Here is a 24,915-nt window from a genome sequence, read left to right as displayed (position 1 = left end):
CTCGCAACCCCGTGCGCGCTTCCCCGCACCGTGCAGCACCACAAGCGCGCACCCACCACGCAACACCGCACCGGCCCGCGAACGCGGCACCGTGCGCACGGGAGGCGCGACACACGACCAGCACCGCGCCTCCAGACCGCACCGTGCGCACCTCGCAACCCCGTGCGCGCTTCCGCGCACCGTGCGCCGCCACACGCGGGCACCCAGCACGCAACAGCGCACCGGACCGCGAACGCGGCACCGTGCGGACGGGAGGCGCGACGCCCGACCGACCCCGAGGCCGGTGCGCAAGACGCCGTCGTCATCACGACACGCCCCCACGTCGTCGAGGCGCCGCCGTGTCCGGCGGCGCCTCGACGGCTCAGCGGCGTCGTGTGGACACGACGGCGTCTCGCAGGCGGCTACGCGAGCTCGATGAGCTCCGCGTAGTCCTTGTTCCAGTGGTCCTCGGTGCCGTCCGGCAGCAGCAGCACGCGCTCGGGGTTGAGCGCCTCGACCGCCCCGGCGTCGTGGGACACCAGGACGACCGCGCCCTCGAAGCCGGCCAGGGCGTTGAGGATCTCCTCGCGCGACGCCGGGTCCAGGTTGTTCGTCGGTTCGTCGAGCAGCAGGACGTTCGCCCCCGACACCACGATCATCGCGAGGGACAGACGCGTCTTCTCACCACCGGACAGGACGCCGGCCTTCTTGTAGCCGTCGTCGCCGGTGAACAGGAACGACCCGAGCACCCGACGGGCCTCGGTCTCGTTGAGGTCCGTCGACGCAGACACCATGTTCTCGATCACCGTGCGGTTGATGTCGATGTTCTCGTGTTCCTGCGCGTAGTAGCCGATGCGCAGACCGTGGCCTGGCTGGATCTCACCGGTGTCGGGCTGGTCGGCACCCGCGAGGATGCGCAGCAGCGTCGTCTTGCCCGCACCGTTGAAGCCGAGGATGACCACGCGGGAGCCGCGGTCGATCGCCAGGTCGACACCGGCGAAGATCTCCAGCGAGCCGTAGGACTTCGACAGCCCCTCGGCCATCAGCGGCGTACGACCGCATGGCGCCGGCGTGGGGAAACGGATCTTCGCGACGCGGTCGGCGACGCGCTCGTCCTCGAGGCCGGCGAGCAGCTTGTCGGCACGCGCGACCATCTGGTGCGCCGCGGCGGCCTTCGAGGCCTTCGCACCGAACCGAGCGGCCTGGTCCTTGAGCGTGGCGGCCTTCTTCTCGGCGCCCGCGCGCTCCTTGCGACGGCGCTCCTCGTCGGCGACGCGCTGCCGCTGGTAGAGCTTCCAGCCCATGTTGTAGATGTCGATGGTCTGGCGGTTTGCGTCCAGGTAGAAGACGCGGTTCACGACCTCTTCGACGAGCTCGACATCGTGGGAGATGATGATGACGCCGCCGGGGTAGGTCTTCAGGTGCTCGCGGAGCCACACGACGGAGTCGGCGTCGAGGTGGTTGGTCGGCTCGTCGAGGATCATCGTCTCGGCGTCCGAGAACAGGATGCGGGCGAGCTCGATGCGCCGGCGCTGACCACCCGAGAGCGTCTTGAGCTGCTGGTCGAGGATGCGGTCCGGCAGCTTCAGGTTCGACGCGATCGAGGCGGCCTCGGCCTCGGCCGCGTATCCACCGAGCGCGTTGAACTGGTCGTCGAGACGGCTGTAGCGCCGCATCGCCTTCTCGGCGACGGCCGCGTCGTCGCTCGCCATGTCGAGCGTGGCGAGGCGGATGCCCTCCACGAGCTCACCGAGCCCGCGGGCGTCGAGGATGCGCTTCCGCGCGGTCTCCTCCGGGTCGCCGGAGCGGGGGTCCTGCGGCAGGTAGCCGATCTCCCCGCCGCGGTCGATCGTGCCGCCGTTCGGCTGCGTCTCGCCCGCGAGGGCCTTGGTCATCGTCGTCTTCCCCGCGCCGTTGCGGCCGACGAGTCCGATCTTGTCGCCCTTCTCGACACGGAAGGACACGTCTTCCATGAGGAGACGAGCTCCGACGCGGATCTCGAGTTCGTGCACGGCAAGCACAGTGGACGTCCAATCAGTTGGTGGGTTTGCACAACGGTGTGTGCGTGAGGTGCACCGCTACGCTGACGGGACCGATGGTTCCGAACGGAACCAGCAGTCCATTCTAGGAGAATCCATGACGAACGCCACCGGGTTCGCTCCCCGCGCAGTCCTCGCCGACCGTCTGCGCACGCACGGGCTGGCCACCGACGCCGCCCTCGTCGCCGGCGGAGCCCTGTTCACCGCCGCGATGGCGCAGCTCGAGGTCCCGATGTGGCCGGTCCCGATCACCGGGCAGACGCTGGCCGTCGTGCTCGTCGGCGCGACGCTCGGCGCGCGTCGCGGCATGCTCTCGCTGCTCGTCTACGCCGTCGCCGGACTCGCGGGTGCCCCGTTCTTCGCCGACCTGCAGGGCGGCCTGCAGGCCCTGGCCCTGCCGAGCTTCGGGTACGTCATCGGCTTCATCCCGGCCGCCGGGCTCGTCGGCTGGCTCGCCCGCCGCAACTGGGACCGCAACGTCGGTCGTGCCGCGGTCGCGATGCTGCTCGCGAGCGCGATCCCGTTCGTGACCGGCCTGCCGTACCTCGCCGTGGCGCTCGGCCAGCTCGGCGCCCCGAACGACGTCCAGTCGGTGCTCGCCGCCGGCCTGTACCCGTTCATCATCGGTGGCGTCGCCAAGGCCCTCATCGCCGCCGGCATCCTGCCGCTCGCGTGGAAGGCCGTCGGCCGCCGCTGACCCCTCGCACGAGAACGGCCCCGCACCGATCGGTGTGGGGCCGTTCTGCGTCAGCGGCGGGTGGGCGGGCAGGCAGGCGGGCGCGGCGCCGGGCTGTCAGTGCGGTCACGACTCCCCACTGCCCGGATGCCGAGTGGTCACGTTCCGTCGCCTGGAGCGGGGTCAGCCGACCGAACGCGACCACTCGGCGAACGTGAGCGGGCGGTTGCGACCACTCGGCGGCGCGCCCCGCGCGTGGCGTGCGCACAAACGGACGGGAGGCGCGGTGCCAGCTGGCACCGCGCCTCCCGTCCGTTGTGGGTCGCGCCTAGATCGCGAACCCGAGGGCGCGCATCATCTCGCGTCCGTCGTCGGTGATCCGTTCCGGACCCCACGGCGGCATCCAGACCCAGTTGATCCGGAAGGCGTCCACGATGCCGTCGAGCGCGTTCGCGGTGTCACCCTCGATGACGTCGGTCAGGGGGCAGCCGGCGCTGGTGAGCGTCATGCTGATGACGAGGGCGTTGGCGTCGTCGTCCCAGGCGAGGTCGTAGATCAGGCCGAGGTCGACGATGTTCACGCCGAGCTCCGGGTCCTGGACCTCCTTCAGGCCCTCGACGACCTCGTCGAACTTGTCGGGAGCGAGTGCGGCGATCATCAGGCCTGCGCCTCGGCGGCGGCCTGCACGTAGCGGTCGTAGCCCTCGTTCTCGAGGCGGTCGGCCAGCTCGGGGCCGCCCTGCTCCGCGATCTTGCCGGCGACGAACACGTGCACGAAGTCCGGCTTGATGTAGCGGAGGATGCGCGTGTAGTGCGTGATGAGCAGTACACCGAGGCCGGTCGCGGCCTTGGCACGGTTGACGCCCTCGGAGACGATCTTCAGCGCGTCGACATCGAGGCCGGAGTCGGTCTCGTCGAGGACGGCGAACTTCGGCTTGAGGAGCTCGAGCTGCATGATCTCGTGGCGCTTCTTCTCGCCACCGGAGAAGCCCTCGTTGACGTTGCGCTCGGCGAACGACGAGTCCATCTTCAGGTCGGCCATCGACTGACGGAGTTCCTTGATCCAGCCGCGCAGGGCCGGGGCCTCACCGTCGATCGCCGTCTTGGCGGTGCGGAGGAAGTTCGACACCGTGACGCCGGGGATCTCGACCGGGTACTGCATCGCCAGGAACATGCCGGCACGGGCACGCTCGTCGACGCTCATCGCGAGGACGTCCTCGCCGTCGAGGGTGATCGTGCCACCGACGACGTTGTACCGGGGGTGGCCGGCGATCGTGTACGCCAGCGTGGACTTACCGGAGCCGTTCGGCCCCATGATCGCGTGGATCTCGCCCTCGTTGATGGTGAGGTCGACCCCCTTCAGGATCTCCTTGGTGCCCTGGTCGGTGTCGATCGAGACCTTGAGGTCACGGATTTCCAGAGTGGACATTGCGTTCCTTCGGTTGCAGCTGTGGTGCGGCGTCAGCCGCGGGAAGTGTTGGGGTGCTCAGTCGACCGGGACGACGTCCTGGACGTCGACGTAGACGTCGCCGTCGCGGACCTCGACCCGGAAGACCGGGACGGGCTCGTAGGCCGGGAAGTTCTGCGGCTTGCCGGTGGTCAGCGAGAAGCGGGACCCGTGGGCCCAGCACTCCAGCGAGTCACCCTCGACGAAGCCCTCGGCCAGCGAGATGTCGCCGTGCGTGCAGGTGTCGCCGATGGCGTGGACCGTGCCGGAGGAGTCCTTCACGATCGCGACCGCCGTGCCACCGACGACCACCCGCATCGGGCTGTCCACCGCGATGTCGGCTTCGGCGCAGACCTTCTCGGCCATCAGGCGTTGGCCTGCGGAGCGGCGGTCCGCGGTGCGGGTGCCTGCGGCGCGGCGGCCGGCTCGGCGCCGGACTCGGCCGGTGCCGCGATGACCGAACGGCCCTCGGCGAGTTCCTGCTCGACCGCGGCGATGAGGCGTTCCTCGAGCTCGGGCGCACCGATCTTCTGGATCACCTCGACCAGGAAGCCGAGCACGACGAGACGCCGCGCTTCTTCTTCCGGGACTCCGCGGGACTGCAGGTAGAACAGCTGCTCGTCGTCGAAGCGACCGGTGGCACTCGCGTGACCGGCACCCTCGATGTTGCCCGTCTCGATCTCGAGGTTCGGGATGCTGTCGGCACGGGTGCCGTCCGTCAGCACGAGGTTGCGGTTCTGCTCGTACGAGTCGGTCCCGTCACCGGCGCGACCGATCAGGACGTCACCGATCCAGACGGTGTGCGCGCCCTGGCCCTGCAGCGCACCCTTGTAGTTGACCCGACCGCGCGTGTTCGGCGCGTCATGGTTCACGTAGACCTGCTGCTCGATGTACTGGCCGGCGTCGGCGAAGTACACGCCGTACATCTCGGTGTCGGCACCCTGCGCACCGAGGTGCGTCGAGGGGTTGACCCGGATGACGTCGCCGCCGAGCGAGACCACGACGTGCTTGAGGAAGGCATCGCGCCCGACCTCGGCGAAGTGCGTCGACACGTGCACCGCGTCGTCGTCCCAGTCCTGCAGGCTGACGACGGTCAGTCGTGCGTTCTGCTGCGCGACGATCTCGATGTTCTCGCTCAGCAGGGCGCTGCCGCGGTTGTCGAGCACGACGATGCCCTGCGCGTTCGGCTCGGCCGTGATGACCGTGTGCGCGGCGCGGGGCTGCGACCCGAAGTCGGAGCGGGTCACCGTGATGAACTCGTGCGCTTCGGTGGCCTTGATCGTGATCGCCAGGACCGCGTCACGGGCGCTCCAGGCCGCGGCCGCCGCGCGGTCTTCGGGCAGGCCGGCGGTGCCGACGCGGGGGTCGTCGCTGCGACCCCACTCGACGTCGGCGCCCTCGGACTGGCGGGCGAGGTACGGGTAGGCGGATCCGTCGAGCGGGCCGTCCAGCAGCGGCTGGAGCTTGGTCAGCGGCGCGAACTTCCAGTTGACCTCTCGGCCGGTGACCTTCGGGAACGCTTCGACGTCGCCGGACTGGAACCGCTCGGAGCGGGTCTGGACCGGCACCTTCTTGTCGGGGGCGTCCCAGCCGCCGTCGGAGTGGGCTCCGGCGCCGTGCTGGGTGCCGCCCTGCGCTGCGGCAGCGGGCTCGATCGGCTGGTCGATGTGGGGAGGGGTGGTGCTGGACATCTAGCCGACGGATCCTTCCATGCTCATCTCGATGAGCTTGTTGAGTTCGAGTGCGTACTCCATCGGGAGCTCGCGGGCGATCGGCTCGATGAAACCACGGACGATCATCGCCATCGCCTCGTCCTCGGCCATGCCGCGGGACATGAGGTAGAAGAGCTGCTCCTCGCTGACACGCGAGACCGTGGCCTCGTGCCCCAGCTGCACGTCGTCGACACGGATGTCGATCGCCGGGTACGTGTCGCTCCGGCTGATCGTGTCGACGAGCAGGGCGTCACAGCGCACGGTGTTGGCCGCGTGGTGCGCGCCCGGGTCGACCCGGACCTCGCCGCGGTACCCGGCACGACCGCCGCCACGGGCGATCGACTTGGAGACGATCGAGGACGTCGTGTACGGCGCCATGTGGATCATCTTCGCGCCGGCGTCCTGGTGCTGGCCGGGGCCCGCGAAGGCCACGGAGAGCGTCTCGCCCTTGGCGTGCTCCCCGGCGAGGTAGATCGACGGGTACTTCATCGTGACCTTGGAGCCGATGTTGCCGTCGATCCACTCCATCGTCGCGCCTTCGTGCGCGATCGCACGCTTCGTGACGAGGTTGTAGACGTTGTTCGACCAGTTCTGGATCGTCGTGTAGCGAACGCGGGCGTTCTTCTTCACGATGATCTCGACGACGGCCGAGTGCAGCGAGTCGGACTTGTAGATCGGGGCGGTGCAGCCTTCGATGTAGTGGACGTACGAGTCCTCGTCCGCGATGATCAGCGTCCGCTCGAACTGACCCATGTTCTCGGTGTTGATCCGGAAGTAGGCCTGCAGCGGGATCTCGACGTGGACGCCCTTGGGGACGTAGACGAACGAGCCACCGGACCAGACGGCCGTGTTCAGCGCGGCGAACTTGTTGTCGCCGGCCGGGATCACGGTGCCGAAGTACTCCTCGAACAGCTCCGGGTGCTCACGGAGCGCCGTGTCGGTGTCCATGAAGATGACGCCCTGCTGCTCCAGGTCCTCGCGGATCTGGTGGTACACGACCTCGGACTCGTACTGCGCGGCGACGCCGGCGACCAGGCGCTGGCGCTCGGCCTCGGGGATGCCGAGCTTCTCGTAGGTCGCACGGATGTCCTCGGGGAGGTCTTCCCACGACTGCGCCTGCTTCTCGGTGGAGCGCACGAAGTACTTGATGTTGTCGAAGTCGATGCCCGTCAGGTCGGCACCCCATGTCGGCATCGGCTTGCGGCCGAAGAGCGACAGCCCCTTGAGGCGGTTCTTCAGCATCCAGTCGGGCTCGTCCTTGAGGTTCGAGATGTCGGTGACGACCTCTTCCGAGATCCCACGACGGGCGGAGGACCCTGCCGAGTCGGAGTCGGACCAGCCAAACTCGTATTGGCCGAGCCCTTCGAGCTCGGGACGGTCGATGAGCACGTCGGACATGGTCTCCTCGTTTCCTTCTCGCGGGACAGCGTTACAGGTGTCAACCCGTGGCGTCTGGACGCCATTCCACCGTGGACCGCTGACATGCGGACCCGGTGCTGCTCCCTCGCAACGACTATGGTTCCACGCAGTCCGTGGAGTGATCGGCGATCTCGGCCCATTCGGAGCCGGCGCCTGCCTAGACTTGACTGCTGCTGAACCCTCGAATCCTACAGGTTCACTGCACGGAACAACAGGAAGGCACCACCCTCGTGACACGCGTCGGATCCCCCGTCGAGCAGGATCTCCGGACCGGACGGTGGTGGTCGCTCCCCCGTGCGGTCGACCGCCGCGTCGTCGCACTGGCCTGGGCGTCCTTCGTGGTCGAGGTCGTGCTGATCGGCACAGGCGGCCTGGTCCGCCTCACCGCGTCGGGCCTCGGATGCCCCACCTGGCCCAAGTGCACGGCGGATTCGCTGGTCTCCACGCCGGAGATGGGCGTCCACGGCATCATCGAGTTCGGCAACCGTCTGCTGACCTTCGTGCTCGTGATCGTGGCCGTCGCGATGTTCCTGGCGGTCGTCTGGATGCTCCGCACGCGGCCGGAACTGTTCTGGTTGGCGTTCGCTCAGGGCGTCGCGATCCCGGTGCAGGCCGTGATCGGCGGCATGAGCGTGTGGACGAACCTGAACCCCTTCGTGGTCGGACTGCACTTCGTCGTCTCCGCCGCGCTCACCTCGGTGACCGCTGCCCTGGTCTACCGCACCGTGCACGGCCCCCGCACGGCCGAGCGGCTCGTCCCCGGCTGGTACACCGGCGTCGTCCGCGGCACCGTCGCCGCCGTCGTCGTGACCGTGCTCGTCGGCATCCTGACCACCGGCAGCGGCCCGCACGCCGGCGCTGACGAAGCGGTCGACGGCGGACGCCTGCACCGCACCGGGTTCGACCCCGCGGTCATGGAGCACGTGCACGCCTGGCCGGCGTACGCCCTCTTCGCGCTCACCCTGGTGCTCGTCATCGGAGCCGTCCGCCTGGGCAGGCCGAGCAAGTGGCCGTTGCTGCTGCTCGTCGTCGAGTTCCTGCAGATCGCGGTCGGCCTCACGCAGGCACGCACCGGTCTGCCCGTCGGGCTCGTCGGCACGCACATGGTGCTCGCCGGGCTCCTCGTGGGCGCCGTCACCGCCGTGGTGCTGTCCACGCGGGCATCGGCCGGTCGCGACGCCGTCCGGGAGCCCATCGTCGCCTGACGCCCGGGCGCGTCGCGCGCTCGACACCCGTTCTCCGACACCCCACGAGTCGTTCGACTCGTGGGGTGTCGCGTTTGTGGTGGTCGGCCGGACGCGCCGTCGGACCGAGTCCGCACCACGTGCGGTCCCCAGCCAGTCGGGTCCGCGCCGCGGCAGACGCGCCGCGCGCCGGACGGGAGGCCCGTGGCGGGCCCGCACCGCGCCTCCAGGCCGCCGCGTGCCGAGCACAAGACGCCGGTGTCCTGCCGAGACGCCGCCGAACGCGCGAGACGCCGCCGGATTCGGCGGCGTCTCGTCGGGGTGGCGGCGTCCTGCGGACACGACGGCGTCTTGCCAATACGACGGCGTCAACTGGACACGACGGCGTCGTGGCAACACGACGGCGTCAACCGGACACGACGGCGTCCTGCGGACCGAGCACGCGCCTGCGGCGGCGCCGGCGCGACCGCCCTAGAAGGTGAAGACCTGCGGCAGCAGCGGGTCGATGCCCACCGCGATGAAGAGCAGCGTCAGGTACGTGATCGAGCTGTGGAAGACCCGCATCGGATGCACGTGCTCGACGTGCTGGATAGCCCGCGAGTACAGGCGGTGCGACTCGACGACGAACCAGATGCCACCGGCCAGCGCGACCACCGTGTACAGCGGACCCATGTGCCCGACGGGGATGAGCAGGAGCGAGCAGACGAGCGTCGCCCAGGCGTACAGGACGACCTGCAGGCCGACGACGGTCCGACCACGGACGACGGCGAGCATCGGCACGTCGGCGGCGTCGTAGTCGTCCCGGTACTTCATCGACAGCGGCCAGTAGTGCGGCGGCGTCCAGAGGAAGATCACCATGAACAGGATGACGGGGGTCCACGTCAGCGATCCGGTGACACCCGCCCAGCCGATGAGCACGGGCATGCAGCCGGCCGAGCCACCCCAGACGATGTTCTGCGGCGTGCGGCGTTTGAGCCACAGCGTGTAGACGAACACGTAGATCAGGATCGCGATGACGCTGAGCGCCGCCGCGAGCCAGTTCACCAGGAAGCCGAGCACCGCCGTCGACAGGACGCCGAGGATCCACGAGAACACGAGGGCTTCACGGTCGGAGAGTTCGCCGGTGACCAGCGGCCGGGTGCTCGTCCGCTTCATGAGCCGGTCGATGTCGCGGTCGATGTAGCAGTTGAAGGCAGACGCCGAACCGGCCGACATCGCTCCGCCGAGCATCGTCCAGAAGACGAGCCACAGGTCGGGGACGCCGCGCTCGGCGAGGAACATCGTCGGGGCCGTGGTGACGAGCAGCAGCTCCATCACGCGCGGCTTCGTCAACGAGACGTACGCACGGACCTTGCGGGACAGCGGCGATCGGGGTCGATCGGTGTCGGGCCGGGTCACGGTGGCAGTCGGCAAGGGAACCTCAGTCTGTTCGCATCAGCTCGCACACTCGGTGGACGACTGCGGCGGCGTCCGGGCATGCGCTGACCCGGAATGTCCACGGGTCCCGATCAGTTTACGGGATGGAAGCGCCGCAACGGTGCCCCGCTCCGACATCCCGGCGTGATCCGGACGCGTTCGACACGCCCGGATCGACCGTCGTCGGCCACCCCGGTGTGAACATCGGGGGTCACCTGAACCCCTTCTGAGTACCGGGTCACTATGCTGGACACGCCCTCCCGCAGTGCGCGCCCCGATGACGTCGGCCGCGATGAGCCGGTCGGCCGCCGCTAGACGGCGACACGACTCGGCCCCGGGATGGCCACATGTCCGTGCGATGGCACGAGCCCTCGCACATGTCGCATCAAGAAGGGTCAACATCCAAGTGGCTGAATTCACCTGGGACGCCATCGACCGGAAGGCCGTCGACACGGCCCGCGTTCTCGCCGCCGACTCGGTCGAGGCCGCCGGCAACGGTCACCCCGGCACCGCGATGAGCCTTGCTCCGCTCGCCCACCTGCTCTTCCAGAAGGTGATGCGTCGCGACCCCAGCGACGCCACCTGGATCGGCCGCGACCGCTTCATCCTCTCCGCCGGTCACGCCTCGATCCTCCAGTACGTGCAGTTCTACCTGCACGGCTACGGGCTCGAGCTCGAGGACCTGCAGCACCTGCGCAAGTGGGGCTCGAAGACCCCGGGTCACCCGGAGTACGGCCACACCGACGGTGTCGAGATCACCACGGGCCCGCTCGGCCAGGGCCTCGCGTCCTCGGTCGGCTTCGCCTACGCCCAGCGCTTCGAGCGCGGCCTGTTCGACCCGGAGACCCCGGCCGGCCAGTCGCCGTTCGACCACTTCACCTACGTGATCGCCGGCGACGGTGACATGCAGGAGGGCGTGACCAACGAAGCGGGTTCGCTCGCCGGTCGCCAGCAGCTCGGCAACCTCATCGCGTTCTACGACTCGAACCAGATCTCGATCGAGGACAACACCGACATCGCGTTCTCCGAGAGCGTCCCCGAGCGCTACGAGGCGCTCGGCTGGCACGTCCAGATCGTCGACTGGAAGAAGAACGGCGAGTACTCCGAGGACGCCGAGGAGCTCCACGCCGCGATCGAGGCCGCCAAGCAGGTCACCGACAAGCCGTCGCTCATCGTCCTCAAGACGATCATCGGCTGGCCGTCGCCGACCAAGCAGAACTCGGGCAAGATCCACGGTTCAGCGCTCGGCGCCGACGAGATCAAGGGCCTCAAGGAGATCCTCGGTTTCGACACCGACAAGACCTTCGAGGTCGCTCCCGAGGTCCTCGAGTACACCCGCGGCGCCGTCGCCAAGGGCCAGGCCGAGCACGCCGAGTGGCAGAAGTCCTTCGACGCGTGGGCCGCAGCCAACGCCGACAAGAAGGCACTGTTCGACCGCGTCCAGTCGAAGGAGCTCCCGGAGGGCCTCGAAGCAGCGCTCCCGGTCTTCCCGGCGGACAAGGCCGTCTCGACCCGTGCCGCTTCCGGCAAGGTCATCAACGCCATCGCGCCGCTGATGCCCGAGTTCTGGGGCGGTTCGGCCGACCTCGCCGAGTCGAACCTCACCACGATCGAGGGTGCCAAGTCCTTCGGTCCGGCCGAGGCCTCGACCTCGACGTGGAGCACCGACCCGTACGGCCGCGTGCTGCACTTCGGCATCCGCGAGCACGCCATGGGCTCGATCCTCAACGGCATCGTCCTGCACGGGAACACCCGCCCCTTCGGCGGCACGTTCCTCATCTTCAGCGACTACATGCGTCCGGCGGTCCGTCTCGCCGCGCTCATGCAGGCGCCGGCGATCTACGTCTGGACCCACGACTCCGTCGCCCTCGGCGAGGACGGCCCGACGCACCAGCCGATCGAGCAGGTCTCGTCGCTGCGTGCGATCCCGGGTCTCGACGTCGTCCGTCCGGCCGACGCCAACGAGGTCGCGTACGCGTGGCTCGAGATGCTCAAGCACACCGACCGCCCGGCCGGCATCGCGCTGAGCCGTCAGAACCTGCCGGTGTTCGAGCGTGGCGAAGGCGACGCCTCGGGCGAGGTCTTCGCTTCGGCGAAGAACGTCGCCAAGGGCGCCTACGTCCTGACCGAGGCGCCCAACGGCACCCCGGACGTCATCCTCATCGCGACCGGTTCCGAGGTCCAGATCGCGGTCGAGGCTCGCGAGCAGCTCAAGGCCGAGGGCATCAACGCCCGCGTCGTGAGCGCCCCGTCGATCGAGTGGTTCCGCGCCCAGTCCGAGAACTACCAGGACCAGGTGCTCCCGAAGGACGTCACCGCTCGCGTGTCGGTCGAGGCCGGCATCGCCATGAGCTGGCGCGACATCGTCGGCGACAAGGGCCGCAGCGTCTCGATCGAGCACTTCGGTGCCTCGGCCGACTACCAGACGCTCTTCAAGGAGTTCGGCTTCACGACGGAGCACGTCGTGGCCGCCGCGAAGGAATCGATCGCAGCTTCCTGACCTGCAAGGGCCGGGTCCGGTTTCCGGATCCGGCCCTTCTTCCGGGAGGCCCGGCTCGGTTCCGCCACGGGCCTCCCGTCCCCGAAACCCCGACTCACGGTCCTCACGGACCCGTCGATGAAAGAAGAAGAGAAACACATGGCTGAGAACACCCCCACCGCCGCCCTCTCCGCGGTCGGCGTGAGCATCTGGCTCGACGACCTCTCCCGCGAGCTCCTCGAGACCGGCAAGCTCACCGAGCTCATCGAGCAGAAGAACGTCGTCGGTGTGACGACGAACCCGACGATCTTCGCGTCGGCCCTCGCCAAGGGCGAGCGCTACGACGCGCAGGTCAAGGAGCTCGCCGCTGCGGGCACCGACGTGACCGACGCGATCTTCGCGATCACCACGCAGGACGTCGCGAACGCATCCGACGTCTTCAAGCCGATCTACGACGAGACCAAGGGCTTCGACGGCCGCGTCTCGATCGAGGTCGAGCCGGGTCTGGCGCACGACACCGCCAAGACCATCGAGCAGGCCAAGTTCCTGTTCGAGAAGGTCGGCAAGGAGAACGTCCTCATCAAGATCCCGGCGACGCTCGAGGGTCTCGAGGCGATCACCGAGGTCATCGGCGCGGGCATCTCCGTCAACGTCACGCTGATCTTCTCGCTCGAGCGCTACCGCGCCGTCATCGACGCCTACCTCGGTGGGCTCGAGAAGGCCAAGGCCGCCGGCCACGACCTCTCCAAGATCCACTCGGTCGCGTCGTTCTTCGTGTCGCGCGTCGACTCCGAGATCGACAAGCGCCTGGACGCCGTCGGCACCGACGAGGCCAAGGCCCTGAAGTCGAAGGCCGGCATCGCCAACGCGCAGCTCGCCTACCAGGTCTGGACCGAGGCGTTCGCCTCCGAGCGCGCCCTGGGCCTGCTCGAGTCCGGTGCCAACACGCAGCGTCCGCTCTGGGCCTCGACCGGTGTCAAGGACCCGTCGCTCCCCGACACGCTCTACGTGACCGAGCTCGCCGCCCCGAACACCGTCAACACGATGCCGGGCAAGACGCTCGACGCCACGTTCGACCACGGTGAGATCCACGGCGACGCCATCGCCGGCACCTTCGACCAGGCGCAGCAGGTCCTCGACCAGCTCGCCGCGCAGGGTGTCGACTACGACGAGGTCGTCGCGCTGCTCGAGAAGGAGGGCGTGGACAAGTTCAACGTCTCCTGGGGCGAGCTCGTCGACACCGTCAAGGCAGCGCTCGAGGGCGCCAAGTAGTGACGGTTTCCATCGCAGCCAGCGGCGACGCCGCGCGGGCCATCGAACAGGTGGTCCCGCGGCTCGTCGCTGACCTGGTGGCCTCGGGCATCACCGCCCAGGACGCCGATCTGTGGGGAGCCACCGCCGAGGCCGAGGCGTCGAAGCGCCTCGGTTGGGTGGAGGCCGTCTCGGTCTCCCGCCCGCTCGTCGCCGAGGTGACCGCGCTGCGCGAGTCGCTCCGTGCCGAAGGGGTCGACCACGTCGTCCTCGCCGGCATGGGCGGCTCGTCGCTCGCACCCGAGGTCATCACGCGCACGGCCGGTGTCCCCCTCACGGTCCTCGACTCGACCGATCCCGCGCAGGTCCACGCCGCCGTGACGACCGACCTCGAGCGCACCGTGCTCGTCGTCTCGTCGAAGTCCGGTTCGACGCTCGAGACCGATTCGCAGCGCCGGGTCTACGAGCAGGCGTTCCGCGACGCCGGCATCGACCCGGCCGGCCGCATCGTCGTCGTCACCGACCCGGGCTCCGCGCTCGAGGCAGCCGCGACCGACGCCGGGTACCGCGTCTTCACTGCCGACCCCACCGTCGGCGGCCGCTACTCCGCGCTCACCGCCTTCGGCCTCGTGCCGTCCGGTCTCGCCGGAGCGGACATCGCCGAGCTCCTCGACGAAGCCGACGCCATCTCCGCGCTGCTCTCGGTCGACCTGGACGAGAACCCCGGGCTCGTGCTCGGTGCGGTCCTCGCCGGCACCGAGCCGCTGCGCGACAAGATCGCCATCGTGCCCGACGGCACGCACATCGTCGGTTTCGGCGACTGGGTCGAACAGCTGATCGCGGAGTCGACCGGCAAGGACGGCCGCGGCCTGCTGCCCGTCGTGCTGCACGCGGACTCCCCCGAGGTCACCGCCGGCCTGCCCGACGTCCAGGTCATCCGCCTGGTCGGTTCGCGCGAGGACGAGCGTCACGTGGCCGAGGGCGAGGTCGAGATCACCGGCACGCTCGGTGGCCAGATCCTCGTCTGGGAGTACGCCGTCGCGGTCGCCGGTCGCCTGCTCGGCATCAACCCGTTCGACCAGCCCGACGTCGAGGCCGCCAAGGTCGCGACGCGCGCACTGCTCGATGACCGCCCCGCCGCGGCTGAGCCGGCGTTCTCCGAGGACGGCATCGCCGTCCGCGCGACGCCCGGACTCGCCATCGGTGCGACGCTCTCGGAAGCCGTGTCGGGCCTGGTGTCCGCACTCGACCCGACCGGCTACGTGTCGGTGCAGGCGTACGTCGACCGCACCGCGAACAGCGGCCTCGAGTCGCTGCGCGACGCGATCGCGGCGCGCACGGAACGCCCCGTCACCTTCGGGTACGGCCCGCGGTTCCTGCACTCGACCGGCCAGTACCACAAGGGCGGCCCCGCAACGGGAGTGTTCCTGCAGATCGTGGCCGACGAAGCCGAGGACCTGGCGATCCCGGGTCGGCCGTTCACGTTCGGGCAGCTCCTCCAGGCCCAGGCGGCCGGTGACGCGAGTGTCCTCGCCGAACACGGCCGACCGGTCCTCACCCTCACCACGTCGGACGTCCTCGCCGCCACCGCGGCGATCGCGGCCGCCGTCTCCCCCTGACTCGTAAGGAGTTCACCGACTCATGTCACCGGTGGCAATCACCCCGGAGCACAACCCGCTCCGGCTGCCGACGGATCGTCGACTGAACCGGATCGCGGGACCGAGCACGCTCATCATCTTCGGTGTGACGGGCGACCTGTCACGCAAGAAGCTGATGCCCGCGGTCTACGACCTGGCCAACCGAGGGCTCCTGCCCCCGGGGTTCGCGCTCGTCGGGTTCGCTCGTCGCGACTGGGAGGACCAAGACTTCTCCCAGCTCGTGCACGACGCCGTCAAGGAGCACTCCCGCACCCCGTTCGACGAGGACGTCTGGCGTCAGCTCGAACAGGGCATCCGCTTCGTGCAGGGCTCGTTCGACGACCCCGAGGCGTTCCGCGAGCTCAAGCGCACCGTCGACGACCTCGACGCCGAGCGCGGGACGCTGGGCAACCACGCGTTCTACCTGTCCATCCCACCCAAGATGTTCCCGGTCGTCACCGAGCAGCTCAAGCTGTCCGGGCTGACCGAGAAGCGCGAGGGCTCCTGGAGCCGCGTGGTCGTCGAGAAGCCGTTCGGCTCCGACCTCCGCACCGCGCGCGAGCTCAACGCGATCGTCGAGAGCGTCTTCGCTCCCGACGACGTGTTCCGCATCGACCACTACCTCGGCAAGGAGACCGTCCAGAACCTCCTGACGCTCCGGTTCGCGAACCAGATGTACGAACCCATCTGGAACTCGAACTACGTCGACCACGTGCAGATCACGATGGCCGAGGACATCGGCGTCGCCGGACGAGCCGCGTACTACGACGGCATCGGCGCGGCGCGCGACGTCATCCAGAACCACCTGCTGCAGCTCCTCGCGCTCACCGCGATGGAGGAGCCCGTCTCGTTCAAGGCCGCCGACCTGCGCGCCGAGAAGGAGAAGGTGCTCTCCGCCGTGCGTCTGCCCGAGGACCTCTCCACCGCAACCGCCCGCGGGCAGTACGCCGGTGGGTGGCAGGGCGGCGAGAAGGTGCTCGGCTTCCTCGAGGAAGGCGGCATGGACCCCGAGTCCGGCACCGAGACCTACGCGGCGATCAAGCTCGACATCGCCACGCGTCGCTGGCAGGGCGTCCCGTTCTACCTGCGCGCCGGCAAGCGTCTCGGCCGTCGTGTGACCGAGATCGCGATCGTGTTCAAGCGCGTCCCCGAGGACGTCTACGGCAACTCGCAGTCCCCGCTCGGGCAGAACGCCCTGGTGATCCGCGTCCAGCCGGACGAGGGCGTCACGCTCCGCTTCGGCTCGAAGGTCCCGGGCGTCGGCACCCAGGTGCGCGACGTGACGATGGACTTCGGCTACGGCCACGCGTTCACCGAGGCATCCCCCGAGGCGTACGAGCGACTCATCCTCGACGTGCTCCTCGGTGACCCGCCGCTGTTCCCGCGGCACCAGGAGGTCGAGCTGTCCTGGAAGATCCTCGACCCCATCGAGGAGTTCTGGGCCACGCAGGGCCAGCCCGAGCAGTACCGTCCCGGCACGTGGGGTCCGGCATCCGCCGATGCCCTGCTCGCCCGCGACGGTCGGACCTGGAGGCGTCCGTGAAGATCGACATGCCCGACACCACGGTGTCGAAGATCCAGAAGAAGCTCGTCCGCATCCGCGAAGAGGGCGGCGCCGTCGCCCTCGGCCGGGTGCTGACCCTCATCATCTCGACGGCCCTCGGCCACGAGGAAGAGGCGATCGAGGCGGCGAACGAAGCGTCCCGCGAGCACCCGATGCGCGTGATCATCGTCTCGAAGAACAGCGGTGACACGAAGTCCCCCGGGCGCCTCGACGCGCAGATCCGTGTCGGCAGCGACGCGGGTGCGAGCGAGGTCATCGTCCTCCGTGCGTACGGCGAGACCGCGACCGACGAGGAGAGCCTGGTCACCGGGCTCCTGCTGCCGGACGCACCCGTCGTGGCCTGGTGGCCGCAGACGGCGCCGGAGCAGCCCGCGGCGTCGGCCCTGGGCCGCATCGCGCAGCGCCGGATCACCGACGCTGCCGCGCAGAAGGACCCGAACGGTGCGATCGAGGCCCTCGGCGCGTCCTACGTGCCGGGTGACACCGACTTCGCCTGGACCCGTCTCACCCTGTGGCGGAACCAGCTCGCCGCGGCGCTCGACCAGCCGCCGTACGAGCCGATCACCGCGGTCGAGGTCTCCGGAGCGTCCGACAGCCCGTCGACGATCCTGCTCGCCGCCTGGCTGCAGCTGCAGCTCCAGGTGCCGGTGTCCGTCGTCACGTCGCCCCGTGCGACGGGGTCGAGCGGTATCCACGGCGTGAAGCTCGTCCGCGAGTCCGGGACCATCGAGCTCGAGCGTTCCCTGGTGGACGTCGCCACGCTCTCGATGCCCGGGCAGCCGACGCACGACCTGTCGCTGCCACGCCGCAACCTGCGTGACTGTCTGGCCGAGGAACTCCGTAGACTCGACCCGGACGTCCTCTTCGGAGACGTCGTCAAGCACGGGGTGCCCCAGCTGCGCGAGACCATCGCCCGCTGATCCACACCCCACACGGTCGGGCCGTCTGTCTGGTGCAGGCGGCCCGACCGGACCGAAGGCGGTCGGACGACCGGTCGGCCGCCACGAACACGGGAGTCACGTGACCAACGAACGGCGGGTGCTCGTGCACCCCGACAAGCAGGCCCTCGGCGCTTCGGTCGCCGCACGCTTCATCACCAAGATCATCGACGTGCTCGACGAGCAGGAGCGCGCCGACATCGCGATCAGCGGTGGCTCGGTGTCGTCCCTCGTCCTCGCCGCGATCGGTCAGTCGCCAGCGCGCGAGAGCGTCGACTGGTCGAAGGTGCACGTCTGGTGGGTCGACGAGCGCTGGGTCCCGTCGGACGACGCCGACCGCAACACCACCGGCACGCAGACCGACTTCTTCGACCACGTGGACATCCCCGCGTCGAACATCCACCCGATGCCGGCCTCGGACGGCGGGCTCGACATCGAGGCCGCTGCGAGCCGGTACGAGCGTGAGCTGCAGGACGCCGCGCCCGAGGGTGCCGTTGCTCCGCGTTTCGACATCACCCTGCTGGGTGTCGGCCCGGACGGACACACCGCGTCGCTCTTCCCGGAGTTCCCGCAGCTCACCGTCACCGACCGCGCTGTCGTGTCGGTGGACGACTCCCCCAAGCCGCCGCCGCAGCGCTTGACCGTCACCTACCCGGTGATCAACGCCTCGCAGCGCGTCTGGGTCATCCTGTCCGGCGCCGAGAAGGCGTCGGTGCTGGGGCTCGCACTCGCCGGCGCGTCGGTCGACGACGTCCCCGTCGGAGGCGTGCAGGGCCGCAAGCGCACCGTCTTCTTCGTCGACCAGGACGCCGCCCGCGACGTCCCCGAGAACCTGATCGCGTCGACGTACTAGACGCGCGTTCCTGACGGACAGGAGGCCCGGTGCCAGCTGGCACCGGGCCTCCTGTCCGTCAGTGGTCGCGCCCACCGCGCGCGGTCACGACACCCCGCCGTCGCGATACCGGGCGGTCACGAACTGTCGCCCGCGCGCCGCAGGCGACACAACGTGCAACCCCGGCGCACCGCACGCGGCATGTCGTGACCACTCCACTCGACGAGCCAGCTCTCCCCGCGCGCCCTCCTCCCCCGACGGACGGACGCACGAAGGCCCCCACACCATCCGGTGCGGGGGCCTTCGTCAGTGTGTGGGCGCTACGCCTTCTTCGCCGCGGTGCCGCGACGCTCGCGGAGCTGCTGCAGCGCGTCTTCGAGGAGCTGCGCTGCCTCTTCCTCGGTGCGGCGTTCCTTCACGTACGCGAGGTGGGTCTTGTAGGGCTCCGTCTTGGAGACCACGGGAGGGTTCTCCTTGTCGCGCCCAGCCGGGAGACCACTCGACGGCGAGTCCACCGTCTCGGGGATCTCCTCGTCGGGGAGGTTGGCGGCGAAGTACCGCACGACCTCGTTGCCGAGGGCGTCCCAGTACGAGATCGCCACGCGCTCGGCCTGGACCCCGCGGTCCTGTTCGCCCATCGGTCCCGCGCCGACGCGAGACCCTCGGATTGCACTGCCTCCGCTTGCCATGGATCAGACCCCCGCCGTGAACTTGTTGATGAGACCGAGCACGATGATGGAAACGATCCAGACCAGACCGAGGATCACCGTGATGCGGTTGAGGTTGCGCTCGGCCACGCCGGACGCACCGAGGTTGCTCGTGACCCCACCGCCGAACATGTCGGAGAGGCCACCACCGCGGCCCTTGTGCAGCAGGATGAGGAGCGTGAGCAGGAGGCTCGTGATTGCGAGCAGGACCTGCAGCACGACGGAGAGTATCGCCACGACGTACCTTTCGTGTCAGTCAGCCGTACCAGTGTACCGGCCGCGCGGAGCACGGCCGGTACCTGGACGGGAGTGGTGCGGACGACTGCCCGCGACGACGCCTGTGGACTACAGCCCGACGTGCTGACGGAACCGCGCGATGGCCGCGAACTCCTGCACGTCGAGCGAAGCGCCACCGACGAGCGCGCCGTCGATGTCGGGCTCGCGGAGGAACCCCGCGATGTTGCCGGACTTGACCGAGCCGCCGTAGAGCACCCGGGTGTCCGCAGCGGCCTGGTCGCCCCAGGCAGCAGCGATGCCGCGACGGATGGCCGCACACTCGTCCTGCGCCTGCTCGGCCGTGGCCGCCTGGCCGGACCCGATGGCCCAGACCGGCTCGTACGCCACGACGATGTCGGCCGGCTTGACCGCGTCGAGCACGACGCGGAGCTGCTCGACCGGCACGACACCGGCGCCGCGCTCCTCACGCTGCTCGCCGGTCTCGCCGACGCACACCACGGGGACGAGGCCGTGCTTGACTGCCGCTGCGGTCTTCGCCGCGACGACCTCGTCGGTCTCACCGTGCAGCGTGCGCCGCTCGGAGTGGCCGACGATGACGTACTGGGCGTCGAGCGCCGCCAGGAACGCGCCGGAGACGTCACCGGTGTAGGCACCGGAGTCGAACTGCGACAGGTCTTGCGCACCGAAGTGGATCGGCAGCTTGTCGGCCGAGATGAGCGTCTGCACGCTCCGCAGGTCCGTGAACGGCGGGAACACCGCGACCTCGACGTCGTCGAAGTCGTGCCGGGCGTCCTTGAGGGTCCACGCGAGCTTCTGCACCGTGGCGATGGCCTGGAGGTGGTCCAGGTTCATCTTCCAGTTGCCCGCGATCAACGGAGTCCGGGTCATGCTGTCCACCCCAGTGCTTCGAGACCAGGCAGCGACTTGCCCTCGAGGAACTCGAGGCTCGCACCGCCACCGGTCGAGATGTGGCCGAACTGGTCGTCCGAGAAGCCGAGCGAGCGCACGGCGGCAGCGGAGTCGCCACCACCGACGACGCCGAGGCCGTCGACCTCGGTGAGCGCCTGCGCGACGGTCTTCGTGCCGGCGGCGAAGGCCGGGAACTCGAACACGCCCATCGGGCCGTTCCAGAACACGGTCTTCGAACCCGAGACGGCCGAGGCGAACCGCGCTGCGGTCTCCGGGCCGATGTCGAGGCCGATGCCGTCCGCTCCGAACGACGAGGACTCGATGGCGTCCGCCGCGACGGTCTCGTGGTCGGCGTCGGCCGCGAAGCCGGATGCCACCACGACGTCGGTCGGCAGGTCGATGGTGACGCCGAGCTCCTTCGCACGCGAGAGGTACTCGCGGACGACGTCGAGCTGGTCGGCTTCGAGCAGCGACTTCGCGACCCCGTGGCCCTGGGCCGCGAGGAAGGTGAAGAGCATGCCGCCGCCGATGCACAGCGTGTCGACCTTCGGCAGGATGTGGTCGATGACACCGAGCTTGTCGCTGACCTTCGACCCGCCGAGCACGACCGTGTACGGCCGTTCCGGCGAGGTGGTCAGCCGCTCGAGCACCCGCAGTTCGGTCTCGATGAGCGACCCGGCCGCGCTGGGCAGCGCGGACGCGAGCTCGTAGACCGAGGCCTGCTTGCGGTGTACGACACCGAAGCCGTCGGAGACGAAGGCGTCACCGAGGGCCGCGATGCGGTCCGCGAAGGCGCTCCGCGCGGCGGCGTCCTTCGAGGTCTCCTCCGGGTTGAACCGGAGGTTCTCGAGCAGCAGGACGTCGCCGTCCTCGAGGGCCTCGGCCGCGGCGGTCGCTTCGTCGCCGACGGTCTCGCCGACGAACGTGACCTCTTTGCCGAGCAGCTCGGAGAGCCGCTGGGCGACCGGCGCGAGCGAGAACTCGGGCTTGGGCTCCCCGTCGGGGCGACCCAGGTGCGAGATCACGATGACGCGCGCGCCGGCGTTGACGAGGGTGTTCAGGGTGGTCAGCGACGCCCGCACGCGGCCGTCGTCCGTGATGGTGCCGTCCTTGAGCGGGACGTTCAGGTCACAACGGACGACGACACGCTTGCCGGCGAGGTCGCCGAGGTCCTCGAGGGTGCGGAGGGCCATGTGTTACAGACGCTCGCCGACGTACTCGGTGAGGTCGACGAGGCGGTTCGAGTAGCCCCACTCGTTGTCGTACCACGAGGTGATCTTCACGAGGCCGCCGATGACCTTGGTCAGGCCGGAGTCGTAGATCGAGGAGTGCGGGTCCGTGGTGATGTCGGTCGACACCAGCGGGTCCTCGCTGTAGAGCAGGATGCCCTTGAGGGGACCTTCTGCGGCCTCCTTGTAGGCGGCGTTGATCTCGTCGACGGTGACCTCGGACTTGGTCTCGAGGGTGAGGTCGGTGATCGAGCCGGTGGGGACCGGGACGCGCAGGGCGAAGCCGTCGAGCTTGCCGGCGAGCTCCGGCATGACCTGGCCGATGGCCTTGGCGGCACCGGTCGAGGTCGGGACGATGTTCAGCGCGGCGGCGCGGGCACGACGGGGGTCCTTGTGCGGGCCGTCCTGCAGGTTCTGGTCGGCGGTGTAGGCGTGCACCGTCGTCATGAGGCCACGCTCGATGCCGAACTTGTCGTGGAACACCTTGGCGAGCGGCGCGAGGCTGTTCGTGGTGCAGGACGCGTTCGAGATGATGTGGTGGTTCGCAGCGTCGTACTGGTCCTCGTTCACGCCGAGCACGATGGTGACGTCGTCACCCGAGGCCGGGGCGGAGATGATGACCTTCTTGGCACCGGCGTCGATGTGCTTCTGCGCGTCGGCGGCCTTGGTGAAGAACCCGGTGGACTCGATGACGATGTCGACACCCAGCTCGCCCCAGGGCAGGTTGGCGGGGTCGCGCTCGGCGAGGACCTTGATGGCCTTGCCGTCGACGACGATGTTGTCGCCGTCGAGCTCGACGGAGACGCCGAGACGACCCGTGATGGAGTCGAACTTCAGCAGGTTGGCGAGCGACGCGTTGTCGGTGAGGTCGTTCACCGCCACGATCTCGAGGTCGGAGCCCTTCGCGAGGGCGGCCCGGAAGAAGTTACGGCCGATGCGGCCGAAGCCGTTGATACCGATCTTGACGGTCAATGGATCTCCTGGTGAGTGTGGAGCGCCCAGGGGGCGCTGCTTTCGGGAGTCGCGCACCCTGGCGGGCCCGCGTGTGGTGGACGATACGCCCCGTAACGTCGCCGTAACGACCCTAGCAGTCGGACACTGCGTGCCCGAGCGGGATGACGGTCCGTCCGGACGGTCGCCGACCAGGCCTGGCACGGGTCCGGGAACGGGTGCGGAAACGGACGGGAGGCGCGGTGCCAGCTGGCACCGCGCCTCCCGTCCGCAGGGTCGACAGACCCGTGTCAGACCCCTTCGAGCTCCTCGGGAACACTCGCTTCGGTACCCGGGATGCCGAGGTCGGAGGCCCGCTTGTCGGCCATCGCCAGCAGGCGACGGATGCGACCCGCGATGGCGTCCTTGGTCATGGGCGGGTCCGCGTGCTGGCCGAGCTCGTCGAGCGAGGCGTCGCGGTGCTGCAGGCGCAGCGTGCCGGCGTACTGCAGGTGGTCGGGGACGTCCTCGCCGAGGATCTCGAGCGCGCGCTCGACCCGGGCGCAGGCGGCCACGGCGGCCTGCGCGGAACGGCGCAGGTTCGCGTCGTCGAAGTTGACCAGGCGGTTCGCGGTCGCACGGACCTCGCGGCGCTGGCGCATCTCCTCCCAGTCGGCGGTGGTGCGTGCGGCGCCCATGACGGTCAGCATCTGACCGATGGCCTCACCGTCGCGGATGACGACGCGGTGGACCCCGCGGACCTCGCGGCCCTTGGCGGCGACACCGAGACGCGACGCGGCACCGACGAGGGCCATCGCGGCCTCGTTGCCGGGGCAGGTGACCTCGAGCGCAGCGGCCCGACCGGGGTCGGTCAGGGTGCCGGAGGCGAGGAACGCACCACGCCAGATGGCGGCGAGGTCCTCGCGGTTGCCCGTGGTCAGGCGGTTCGGCAGCCCGCGGACGGGTCGACGACGGGCGTCCATCAGGCCGGTCTGGCGAGCGAGGGTCTCCCCCGCCTCGAGCACGCGGACCAGGTAGCGGGTCCCGCGACGGGAGGATGCGGACGACCCCACCGACGCCTCGCTGCGCACGCCGTACAGCTCGGCGAGGTCCTTGCGGACCCGGTGCACGATGATCCGGGTGTCGAGCTCGACCTCGACCGCGATGCGGCCCGAGATGACGTGCAGACCACCGGCGAACCGGAGGATCGTGGCCAGTTCGGCGGCGCGGACCGTGTTGCGGTTCACGGCGACCCTGGCCAGTTCGTCCTTGACCTCGGCAGTCAACGGCACAGCATCATTCCTAACTTCATTCAGTGGTTCCCGCAGATCCGGCGGCACGGGCGTGGGAGCGGCCGGAGGGACGGTCACTCCCGGCCGAGATCTCGGTTCTTCACACGCACGGCGACGCCTGGCATCCCGCGGAGGAGGTTCGCCAACTCGGCGACGATGGCGACCGAGCGGTGCTTCCCGCCGGTACAGCCGATGGCGATCGTAGCGTGTCTTTTGTTCTCGCGCTGGTACCCCTCGAAGACCGGCTCGAGCACGGAGGCGTAGCGGTCGACGAACGGACGGGCTCCGGCCTGGCCGAGCACGTAGTCCGACACGGGCTGGTCGAGGCCGGTGTGGGGCCGCAGTTCCGGCACCCAGTAGGGGTTCGGCAGGAACCGGACGTCCGCCACCATGTCGGCGTCGGCGGGCAGTCCGTACTTGAACCCGAAGCTCATCAGCGTGACCTGGAGTCCCACGAAGTGCTCGTCGGCGAACTGTTCGATGACGGTGTTCGCGAGTTGGTGGATGTTGAGGTCGGAGGTGTCGATCACCACGTCGGACGCCTCACGCAGGCCGGCGAGACGCGCGCGTTCGCGGGCGATGCCGTCGAGCAGGGTGTCCTCGCCCTGGAGTGGGTGGGGTCGGCGCACCTGCTCGAACCGTCGGACCAGCACGGCGTCGGTCGCCTCGAGGAACAGCACCCGGACCCGCGCGGACGTGCTCGAGCGGACCTGCTCGACCGCGTGCTCGGGGTCGGTGAAGAACCGCCCGCCCCGGACGTCGACCACCGTGGCGATCTTCGGGATCTTCTCGCCCGCACGGTCGGCGAGCTCGGTCAGCGGGGCCAGCATCTGCGTGGGCAGGTTGTCGACGACGTACCAGCCCAGGTCTTCCAGGGCCTTGCCGACCGTGGACCGCCCGGCCCCGGACATGCCGGTGACGATGAGGATGTCGTGCTGCGACGCGTGTGTGGTCGCGGTGGCGCTGTCGGTCATCTGGGAGTGGGCTCCGTCGTGGCGGCCCGGGCGCGTCGCCCGGGGAGGTCTCGGCTGCCGCACCA

General features: G+C 69.4%; 22 protein-coding genes. 8 read left to right on the top strand and 14 right to left on the bottom strand.

What is annotated here, in order from left to right; all coding sequences use genetic code 11:
* Positions 1-401: 401 nt before the first annotated feature.
* Positions 402-2,000: an ABC-F family ATP-binding cassette domain-containing protein gene (locus QRN30_RS14820; protein ID WP_056068703.1), complete on the bottom strand. Its 1,599-nt coding sequence runs from the start codon at positions 1,998-2,000 to the stop codon at positions 402-404.
* 115 nt (positions 2,001-2,115) lie between these two features.
* On the opposite strand from QRN30_RS14820, the gene QRN30_RS14815 reads away from it, so the two are divergent.
* Entirely contained in the window at positions 2,116-2,715 is a 600-nt protein-coding gene (locus tag QRN30_RS14815) for a biotin transporter BioY (protein WP_042540909.1), read from the top strand.
* A 307-nt stretch (positions 2,716-3,022) separates the two neighbouring features.
* On the opposite strand, the gene QRN30_RS14810 is transcribed toward QRN30_RS14815, so the two are convergent.
* Genes QRN30_RS14810 through sufB form a run of 5 tightly spaced genes read right to left on the bottom strand, consistent with a single transcriptional unit; the run spans position 3,023 to position 7,250 of the window.
* A complete protein-coding gene (locus QRN30_RS14810; protein WP_017887270.1) occupies positions 3,023-3,352 on the bottom strand; it encodes a metal-sulfur cluster assembly factor in 330 nt (109 codons plus the stop codon).
* Positions 3,352-4,122 carry a Fe-S cluster assembly ATPase SufC gene (gene sufC / locus QRN30_RS14805; protein ID WP_110864537.1) on the bottom strand — a complete coding sequence of 257 codons (771 nt, stop codon included), beginning with the start codon at positions 4,120-4,122 and terminating at the stop codon, positions 3,352-3,354. Before sufC ends, QRN30_RS14810 begins: the two co-directional genes overlap by 1 nt.
* A 57-nt stretch (positions 4,123-4,179) precedes the next feature.
* Positions 4,180-4,506 carry a non-heme iron oxygenase ferredoxin subunit gene (locus QRN30_RS14800; RefSeq protein WP_017887268.1) on the bottom strand — a complete coding sequence of 109 codons (327 nt, stop codon included), beginning with the start codon at positions 4,504-4,506 and terminating at the stop codon, positions 4,180-4,182.
* On the bottom strand, positions 4,506-5,831 hold the full coding sequence (gene sufD / locus QRN30_RS14795) for a Fe-S cluster assembly protein SufD (RefSeq protein WP_284761275.1): 1,326 nt from the start codon (positions 5,829-5,831) through the stop codon (positions 4,506-4,508). The genes QRN30_RS14800 and sufD overlap by 1 nt, the downstream gene beginning before the upstream one ends.
* Positions 5,832-7,250, bottom strand: a complete 1,419-nt coding sequence (sufB, locus tag QRN30_RS14790) for a Fe-S cluster assembly protein SufB (protein ID WP_284761274.1) — start codon at positions 7,248-7,250, stop codon at positions 5,832-5,834. It abuts the gene before it with no gap.
* 251 nt (positions 7,251-7,501) lie between these two features.
* On the opposite strand from sufB, the gene QRN30_RS14785 reads away from it, so the two are divergent.
* Positions 7,502-8,476, top strand: a complete 975-nt coding sequence (locus QRN30_RS14785) for a COX15/CtaA family protein (RefSeq protein ID WP_284761273.1) — start codon at positions 7,502-7,504, stop codon at positions 8,474-8,476.
* Positions 8,477-8,926: 450 nt separating this feature from the next.
* Here the strand turns inward: QRN30_RS14785 and QRN30_RS14780 are convergent, their stop codons facing one another.
* On the bottom strand, positions 8,927-9,853 hold the full coding sequence (locus QRN30_RS14780; RefSeq protein ID WP_017887264.1) for a heme o synthase: 927 nt from the start codon (positions 9,851-9,853) through the stop codon (positions 8,927-8,929).
* 424 nt (positions 9,854-10,277) lie between these two features.
* Here QRN30_RS14780 and tkt point away from each other — a divergent pair, with 424 nt between their 5' ends.
* The 6 genes from tkt (at position 10,278) to pgl (ending at position 18,593) form a co-directional block, all read left to right on the top strand.
* The gene (gene tkt / locus QRN30_RS14775; protein ID WP_284761272.1) at positions 10,278-12,371 is read left to right on the top strand and encodes a transketolase; all 2,094 of its coding nucleotides are present in this window, start codon (positions 10,278-10,280) and stop codon (positions 12,369-12,371) included.
* 138 nt (positions 12,372-12,509) lie between these two features.
* On the top strand, positions 12,510-13,622 hold the full coding sequence (gene tal / locus QRN30_RS14770; protein WP_017887262.1) for a transaldolase: 1,113 nt from the start codon (positions 12,510-12,512) through the stop codon (positions 13,620-13,622).
* Positions 13,622-15,220 (top strand): phosphoglucose isomerase-related protein, encoded by a 1,599-nt coding sequence (locus tag QRN30_RS14765; RefSeq protein ID WP_017887261.1) that lies wholly within the window; start codon positions 13,622-13,624, stop codon positions 15,218-15,220. The genes tal and QRN30_RS14765 overlap by 1 nt, the downstream gene beginning before the upstream one ends.
* Before the next feature lie 22 nt (positions 15,221-15,242).
* Positions 15,243-16,781 carry a glucose-6-phosphate dehydrogenase gene (zwf, locus tag QRN30_RS14760; protein WP_017887260.1) on the top strand — a complete coding sequence of 513 codons (1,539 nt, stop codon included), beginning with the start codon at positions 15,243-15,245 and terminating at the stop codon, positions 16,779-16,781.
* Entirely contained in the window at positions 16,778-17,722 is a 945-nt protein-coding gene (locus QRN30_RS14755; RefSeq protein ID WP_027465684.1) for a glucose-6-phosphate dehydrogenase assembly protein OpcA, read from the top strand. The genes zwf and QRN30_RS14755 overlap by 4 nt, the downstream gene beginning before the upstream one ends.
* Before the next feature lie 100 nt (positions 17,723-17,822).
* Complete coding sequence (gene pgl, locus QRN30_RS14750) at positions 17,823-18,593, top strand: 6-phosphogluconolactonase (RefSeq protein ID WP_042540914.1); 771 nt, start codon at positions 17,823-17,825, stop codon at positions 18,591-18,593.
* A 299-nt stretch (positions 18,594-18,892) separates the two neighbouring features.
* Here pgl and QRN30_RS14745 read toward each other — a convergent pair whose 3' ends face one another.
* From QRN30_RS14745 to rapZ, 7 genes are all read right to left on the bottom strand, one after another.
* Entirely contained in the window at positions 18,893-19,261 is a 369-nt protein-coding gene (locus tag QRN30_RS14745; protein WP_027465686.1) for an RNA polymerase-binding protein RbpA, read from the bottom strand.
* Positions 19,262-19,264: 3 nt separating this feature from the next.
* A complete protein-coding gene (gene secG, locus QRN30_RS14740; RefSeq protein WP_017887256.1) occupies positions 19,265-19,516 on the bottom strand; it encodes a preprotein translocase subunit SecG in 252 nt (83 codons plus the stop codon).
* A gap of 108 nt (positions 19,517-19,624) precedes the next feature.
* Positions 19,625-20,404, bottom strand: coding sequence for a triose-phosphate isomerase (tpiA, locus tag QRN30_RS14735; protein ID WP_031259782.1), 780 nt, complete (start codon positions 20,402-20,404; stop codon positions 19,625-19,627).
* Positions 20,401-21,618 (bottom strand): phosphoglycerate kinase, encoded by a 1,218-nt coding sequence (locus tag QRN30_RS14730; RefSeq protein WP_017887254.1) that lies wholly within the window; start codon positions 21,616-21,618, stop codon positions 20,401-20,403. The genes tpiA and QRN30_RS14730 overlap by 4 nt, the downstream gene beginning before the upstream one ends.
* Before the next feature lie 3 nt (positions 21,619-21,621).
* The gene (gene gap, locus QRN30_RS14725; protein ID WP_017887253.1) at positions 21,622-22,626 is read right to left on the bottom strand and encodes a type I glyceraldehyde-3-phosphate dehydrogenase; all 1,005 of its coding nucleotides are present in this window, start codon (positions 22,624-22,626) and stop codon (positions 21,622-21,624) included.
* A 269-nt stretch (positions 22,627-22,895) separates the two neighbouring features.
* Positions 22,896-23,876: a DNA-binding protein WhiA gene (whiA, locus tag QRN30_RS14720; protein WP_017887252.1), complete on the bottom strand. Its 981-nt coding sequence runs from the start codon at positions 23,874-23,876 to the stop codon at positions 22,896-22,898.
* Between the two features lie 74 nt (positions 23,877-23,950).
* Positions 23,951-24,850: an RNase adapter RapZ gene (gene rapZ / locus QRN30_RS14715; RefSeq protein ID WP_017887251.1), complete on the bottom strand. Its 900-nt coding sequence runs from the start codon at positions 24,848-24,850 to the stop codon at positions 23,951-23,953.
* Positions 24,851-24,915 lie beyond the last annotated feature (65 nt).

It is taken from the genome of Curtobacterium sp. MEB011, assembly GCF_030209655.1.
GTDB classification, from domain to species: Bacteria; Actinomycetota; Actinomycetes; order Actinomycetales; family Microbacteriaceae; genus Curtobacterium; species Curtobacterium poinsettiae.
Note: the sequence above shows the minus strand (reverse complement) of the source record. Positions and strands in the feature narration are given on the sequence as shown.